This window comes from Neisseria sp. Marseille-Q2251 (genome assembly GCF_940793045.1).
Lineage (GTDB): Bacteria > Pseudomonadota > Gammaproteobacteria > Burkholderiales > Neisseriaceae > Neisseria.
In genome coordinates this window covers 21,654-27,653 of record NZ_CALNWV010000035.1, presented here as the reverse complement: position 1 = coordinate 27,653, position 6,000 = coordinate 21,654, and the positions used below count along the sequence as shown (strand labels likewise).

The window sequence follows — 6,000 nt, the reverse complement described above, 5'->3', positions numbered from 1 at the left end:
CGCAAAGCCATCTGAAGGCGATGTGTTTGAACCTGTTGAAAGCGGCTAACAGGCTAAGTGTGTCTGTTGCCGCCTAAAAGGCGGCCCGGATGCCTGATTATCAGGTATCCGGGGAGGATTAAGGGGGCATTTGGGTAAAATTAGGAGTGATTTGGGGCGAAAATAGCCAAAAACAGCCGAAAACCTGTGTTTGGGTTTCGGCTGTCGAAGGAAGGGCTTTTTTGCAAAGGTCTCAGAATGTAAGTTTTGTTTGTAGAATGTTGTGTCTTTGCCTACAAAATCCTGCCATAAATTTAAAACTCCACCCGCCGGCGAAAAACGGTATGTTTAGGATTATTAAGTTCTGTAACTTGCCCCGTCCTAAAATGAAGACAGCAGGTTGTAAGATTCACGCCTTAACCATTCCAATGGTCTTAAAATTCCTGCCAAACACATGATTTTCACGCTTCTTTACAGACGTTTTCTTGATAAGGTCGTCTGAAAATTGCCCGACACCTTGATAAGCTTTACAATGCAAGTAATTAAAATACATCCCGCCTTATCTTCCCTTTCATGAGTTCCGTACCCTTCATCGAAATGAAAGACGTTGCCTTCGCGTATGGCGACCGTCCGATTCTGAACAATATCAATTTCAGCATTCCCCAAAGAAACTTCGCCGCCGTGATGGGCGGTTCGGGCAGCGGCAAAACCACGCTGATGCGGCTGATTACGGGTCAGATTCATCCGCAATCGGGTAAGGTTTTGATTGAAGGACGTGATTTGGCGGGCTTTTCGGCTGACGAACTGTATGAACACCGCCGCCGCATGGGCGTATTGTTCCAACACGGCGCGCTGTTTACCGATTTGTCTGTGTTCGACAATATTGCTTTTCCGATGCGCGAACTGACGCGCCTGCCGGAAGCGGTTATCCGCGATTTGGTTTTGTTGAAATTGAACGCGGTCGGTCTGCGCGGCGTGGAAAACCTGATGCCGTCCGAACTGTCCGGCGGGATGTCGCGCCGCGTCGCGCTTGCCCGCACGATTGCGCTCGACCCTGAAATCATGTTGTACGACGAGCCGTTTACCGGCCTCGACCCGATTTCCTTGGGCGTGATTGCCCACTTGATCAGCCGCGTCAACAAGGCTTTGCGTTCGACCAGCATTATGGTGACGCACGACATTGAAAAATCTTTAGAAATCGTCGATCAAGTGATTTTCTTGGCACACGGCGAAATTATGTTCTCCGGCTCGCCGCAGGAAATGCGCGAACTGGATTCGCCTTGGGTGCGCCAGTTTGTCGGCGGCTTGGCAGACGGCCCCGTCGCATACCGCTATCCCGCGCAAACGTCGTTGCAGCAAGATTTGCTTGGGTAGTTTTCAGACGACCTCAGTTTGCAGACGTCGTCTGAAACGTTTGAACCGTTGTTGCCTGAAGCCGAAATCATTTTTCAGACGACCCATCATCATCCTAAAAGGTCGTCTGAAACCCGTTAATCCGTAATGGAAACCTATGAATTTTATCCGTTCCGTCGGGGCGAAAACCCTCGGCTTTATTCAATCTCTCGGCAGTATTACGCTGTTTCTGCTAAACATTCTGGCGAAATCCGGTACGGCTTTCGTCCGTCCGCGCCTGAGTGTGCGCCAAGTATATTTTGCCGGCGTGTTGTCGGTATTGATTGTTGCCGTTTCAGGGCTGTTTGTCGGCATGGTTTTGGGTTTGCAGGGCTATACGCAGTTGTCTAAATTCAAATCCGCCGATATTTTGGGCTATATGGTCGCGGCTTCGCTGTTGCGCGAACTGGGTCCGGTATTGGCGGCGATTCTGTTTGCCAGCAGCGCGGGCGGTGCGATGACCAGCGAAATCGGTTTGATGAAAACGACCGAACAGCTCGAAGCGATGAACGTGATGGCGGTAAACCCTGTCGCCCGCGTGGTTGCGCCGCGCTTTTGGGCGGGCGTGTTTTCCATGCCGCTGTTGGCTTCGATTTTCAACGTGGCTGGCATTTACGGCGCGTATTTGGTCGGCGTAACCTGGCTGGGCTTGGACAGCGGCATTTTCTGGTCACAAATGCAGAACAACATCACGATACATTACGATGTAATCAACGGTCTGATCAAATCCGCCGCGTTCGGCGTGGCGGTAACGCTGATTGCCGTGCATCAGGGCTTCCACTGCGTCCCGACCTCGGAAGGCATTTTGCGTGCCAGCACGCGTACGGTGGTTTCGTCCGCCCTGACGATTTTGGCGATTGACTTTGTGTTGACCGCATTGATGTTTACGGAATGACAGGTCGTCTGAAAACGAAACAAAGCACATTGAATATTCAAGGAACTTTAATGAAAAAGAATGTATTGGAATTTTGGGTCGGACTGTTTGTCCTGCTCGGCGTGGCAGCGGTCGGTTTTCTCGCTTTCCGCGTGGCGGGCGGTACAGCGTTCGGCAATTCCGGCAAGACTTATACCGTATATGCCGATTTCAGCGACATTGGCGGTCTGAAGGCAAACGCGCCGATTAAATCTGCGGGCGTATTGGTCGGACGCGTCGACTCTATCGAGCTTGACCCGAAATCCTATCAAGCGAAAGTCCGTCTCGATTTGGACAGCAAATATCAGTTCAGCAGCGACGTTTCCGCGCAAATCCTGACCTCCGGCCTGTTGGGCGAACAATATATCGGACTGCAACAAGGCGGCGACACCGATAATCTTGCCGCAGGCGATACCATTTCCGTTACCAGCTCCGCCATGGTTCTGGAAAACCTGATCGGTAAATTCATGACCAGCTTCGCCGAGAAAAACGCGGCAGGCGGCGACGATGCGGCAAAAACCACCGAATAAACGTACACCATCATATTCAAACTAGGACACTTAATCATGAAAAAAACTTCTTTCATCAGCGCACTGAGCATCGGCATCTTGAGCATCAGCATGGCGGTTGCCGCCCCTGCCGACGCAGTGAACCAAATCCGTCAAAACGCCACTCAAGTATTGAGTATCTTAAAAAGCGGCGATGCCAACACCGCCCGCCACAAAGCCGAGGCCTATGCGACTCCCTATTTCGATTTCCAACGCATGACCGCGCTGGCAGTCGGCAACCCTTGGCGTACCGCGTCTGACACGCAAAAACAAGCGTTGACCAAAGAATTTCAAACCCTGCTGATCCGCACCTACTCCGGCACCATGCTGAAATTCAAAAACGCCAATGTCAACGTCAAAGACAACCCCGTTGTCAATAAAGGCGGCAAAGAAATCATCGTCCGCGCCGAAGTCAGCGTACCCGGTCAAAAACCCGTCAATATGGACTTCACCACCTACCAAAGCGGCAATAAATACCGTGCCTACAACGTCGCCATCGAAGGCGCGAGCCTGGTAACCGTGTACCGCAACCAATTCGGCGAAACCATCAAAGCCAAAGGCGTAGACGGACTGATTGCCGAGCTGAAAGCCAAAAACGGCAGCAAATAATGCAAAGACAAGCCATGCCGTCCGTTTTCAGACGACATGGCTTTCGCACACCATAACCTTCAGGTTTTATCATCCAAGATTAAGTTGACAAGACAGCCATGCAAACCGAACTTCGCGACGGTACGCTGCACATCAGCGGCGACGTAACCGTCAAAACCCTGACCGCCGCCGCCTTTACCCGCTTCAGACAGCAATGCCGTCTGAAAGACACCCGCGCGGTCGATTTGAGCGGCGTCGGACGCGCCGATTCCGCCTGCGTGTCCCTGCTGCTTGACGCATTGCGCCGCCCGGACGGAAAAATCAGCCTGCAAGGCATACCCGAATCCGTGCGCACTCTGTCCGAGCTTTACGAAATCAAAGACTGGTTAAACCCATGAAAAAAACCACCGCTTCACTCCTATTCCTCATCGGCCTGACCTCAACCCCCGCATTTGCCGAGAACAACCCCGCCGACCCCTACGAAGGCTACAACCGCGCCGTCTTCAAATTCAACGACAAGGCCGACCAATACGTCCTCGCACCCGTCGCACGCGGCTACCGCAAAATAACGCCCAAGCCCATCCGCACCGGCGTGAGCAACTTCTTCAACAACCTGCGCGACGTCGTCAGCTTCGGCAGCAACGTCTTACGTCTCGATGTCAAACGCGCCAGCGAGGACCTCGTCCGCGTCGGCATCAACACCACCTTCGGACTCGGCGGCCTGATTGACGTCGCAGGCGCAGGCGGCGTTCCCGACAACAAAAACACCCTCGGCGACACCTTCGCCACATGGGGCTGGAAAAACAGCAACTACTTCGTCGTCCCGCTGCTCGGCCCCTCCACCGTCCGCGACACCGCAGGCAACGCCATTACCACCGTCTATCCAGTCAAAAGCGCCGTGTTCCACACTCCCGCAGGCCGCTGGAGTACCACCGGCTTGAACATCGTCAACACCCGCGAAGCCCTGCTTGACCTGACCGACGGTTTGGAAGACGCCGCCATCGACAAATACAGCTACACCCGCGATCTCTACATGAAAGTGCGCAGCCGCCAAACCGGCGGGACATTACCGCAAGGCGAAGATGACAATATCGACATCGACGAATTGGTGGACAGCGATCTGCCTGCCGAAGCCGGGGCAGATGCCTCCAATACCTCTGCCGGCGAAACTGCCGACCTTTATTTATACACCCCTATCCAAACCGGTAACACCAGCCGATGATGCGGCAAACGATTAATCCGGTTTCCATGCAAAAGGTCGTCTGAAACCTCATTTCAGGGTTTCAGACGACCTTTTTCTATGCCGTTTTAGAAAATCATAAGTTTGCTTGCGCGACTCACTACCAAGCCTGCCCCGCAGCATATAGTGGATTAAATTTAAATCAGGACAAGGCGACGAAGCCGCAGACAGTACAGATAGTACGGAACCGATTCACTTGGTGCTTCAGCACCTTAGAGAATCGTTCTCTTTGAGCTAAGGCGAGGTAACGCCGTACTGGTTTAAAGTTAAGCCACTATAAAATCAGAATGACCGTTACAAAAAGGTCGTCTGAAATATCGACTTCGACGGAAATTTCTATTTCCCATCCGTTGGATACCCGTTTTCAGACGACCTCTCAGGGTGGTTCAATCATTCAAAGTCAAACAACTATGCAGACTCTGCACACCCGCCATCCGCGTATTTTCAGTTTCATGCCGCTTAAAAACTTATCCGCCTTGAGGCAGATTCCAATCAATCTAAAATATTAATGTGATACGGCTTTTAATTTTCTGATGAAATTTCTTGATCTTCAAATTTCATACTTTCCGGATTTAGCTTCCAAATCGTCTTATCTGTAGAAGATATGGATTTTTTACCCTGATGAAATTCATAGCAGACCCTATCTGTTTTTAATACAAACTCCTTGCTGAGTTCAAATTCCATCACACACTTTCCCTGTGGCTTCAAGGACAAGGTATCTGCTACATGGTAACTCAGTATTCCATCTATTTTTTTAAAATTGAAGGGCGGGCGCAACAAGTTTTTATTGTCATAGAATGATTCATATACCAATTCTATTAAGCCTAAAGCTGGAAGACCGGTATGGTCTTGACCTATGCTTCCATCCTTTCTATTGACCGGATAAATATCATATCTTTGTTCAACAATGCTATTTCCTTCAGATTCTTCCGACTCTCCATTAATGGCAACAACAAGCCATGCAAATGAATCATTATAAGGAATCACACCCAAAACTTTTGCATGCTCGGGGACACTTGTTGGAACAGCATATATATATTCTTTAACATCCTTTGGTGCCTTAATCTTATTCAAATCCAGAAAACCATTTGACAGTCTCGGGTAGGATTGAAACCAGGTTTTAGATGAAATAGGCAAGGTTAAACATTCCGCCTCCGCCAAATGCTTCTGTTCCTTAGGATAATTGATATAACAATTATCTTTGCCGTTTTTTTGAGAAGATGCAACAGACTCTTTTTTGCTGTTTTGATCATCAAGTGTTTCTTGGGAAGCTGCCGGTTCGACGCGGCAAGCCGCCAAAGCCGTGAGTGAAAACACGAATCAGATTGCGCGGTTGAGTT

Annotated in this window: 7 protein-coding genes; 6 read left to right on the top strand and 1 reads right to left on the bottom strand. The window is 50.4% G+C overall.

Annotated features, from left to right (window positions below):
* Nucleotides 1-552: 552 nt before the first annotated feature.
* From AAG834_RS10780 to AAG834_RS10755, 6 genes are all read left to right on the top strand, one after another.
* The gene (locus tag AAG834_RS10780) at nt 553-1,353 is read left to right on the top strand and encodes an ABC transporter ATP-binding protein (RefSeq protein WP_342032119.1); all 801 of its coding nucleotides are present in this window, start codon (nt 553-555) and stop codon (nt 1,351-1,353) included.
* Between the two features lie 136 nt (nt 1,354-1,489).
* On the top strand, nt 1,490-2,266 hold the full coding sequence (gene mlaE, locus AAG834_RS10775) for a lipid asymmetry maintenance ABC transporter permease subunit MlaE (protein ID WP_003742846.1): 777 nt from the start codon (nt 1,490-1,492) through the stop codon (nt 2,264-2,266).
* A 50-nt stretch (nt 2,267-2,316) separates the two neighbouring features.
* Nucleotides 2,317-2,814 (top strand): outer membrane lipid asymmetry maintenance protein MlaD, encoded by a 498-nt coding sequence (gene mlaD / locus AAG834_RS10770; protein ID WP_342032118.1) that lies wholly within the window; start codon nt 2,317-2,319, stop codon nt 2,812-2,814.
* Nucleotides 2,815-2,850: 36 nt separating this feature from the next.
* Nucleotides 2,851-3,441, top strand: coding sequence for an MlaC/ttg2D family ABC transporter substrate-binding protein (locus AAG834_RS10765; RefSeq protein WP_342032117.1), 591 nt, complete (start codon nt 2,851-2,853; stop codon nt 3,439-3,441).
* Nucleotides 3,442-3,539: 98 nt separating this feature from the next.
* Entirely contained in the window at nt 3,540-3,818 is a 279-nt protein-coding gene (locus tag AAG834_RS10760; protein WP_308861002.1) for an STAS domain-containing protein, read from the top strand.
* On the top strand, nt 3,815-4,642 hold the full coding sequence (locus AAG834_RS10755) for an MlaA family lipoprotein (RefSeq protein WP_342032116.1): 828 nt from the start codon (nt 3,815-3,817) through the stop codon (nt 4,640-4,642). The genes AAG834_RS10760 and AAG834_RS10755 overlap by 4 nt, the downstream gene beginning before the upstream one ends.
* 540 nt (nt 4,643-5,182) lie before the next feature.
* Here the strand turns inward: AAG834_RS10755 and AAG834_RS10745 are convergent.
* Nucleotides 5,183-5,977, bottom strand: coding sequence for a hypothetical protein (locus tag AAG834_RS10745; protein ID WP_342032115.1), 795 nt, complete (start codon nt 5,975-5,977; stop codon nt 5,183-5,185).
* Between the last annotated feature and the right edge of the window lie 23 nt (nt 5,978-6,000).

Excerpts from the sequence above, each read along its gene's own strand:
- AAG834_RS10780 (WP_342032119.1), top strand. The coding sequence starts at position 553 with ATGAGTTCCGTACCCTTCATCGAAATGAAAGACGTTGCCTTCGCGTAT.
- mlaE (WP_003742846.1), top strand. The coding sequence starts at position 1,490 with ATGAATTTTATCCGTTCCGTCGGGGCGAAAACCCTCGGCTTTATTCAA.
- mlaD (WP_342032118.1), top strand. The coding sequence starts at position 2,317 with ATGAAAAAGAATGTATTGGAATTTTGGGTCGGACTGTTTGTCCTGCTC.
- AAG834_RS10765 (WP_342032117.1), top strand. The coding sequence starts at position 2,851 with ATGAAAAAAACTTCTTTCATCAGCGCACTGAGCATCGGCATCTTGAGC.
- AAG834_RS10760 (WP_308861002.1), top strand. The coding sequence starts at position 3,540 with ATGCAAACCGAACTTCGCGACGGTACGCTGCACATCAGCGGCGACGTA.
- AAG834_RS10755 (WP_342032116.1), top strand. The coding sequence starts at position 3,815 with ATGAAAAAAACCACCGCTTCACTCCTATTCCTCATCGGCCTGACCTCA.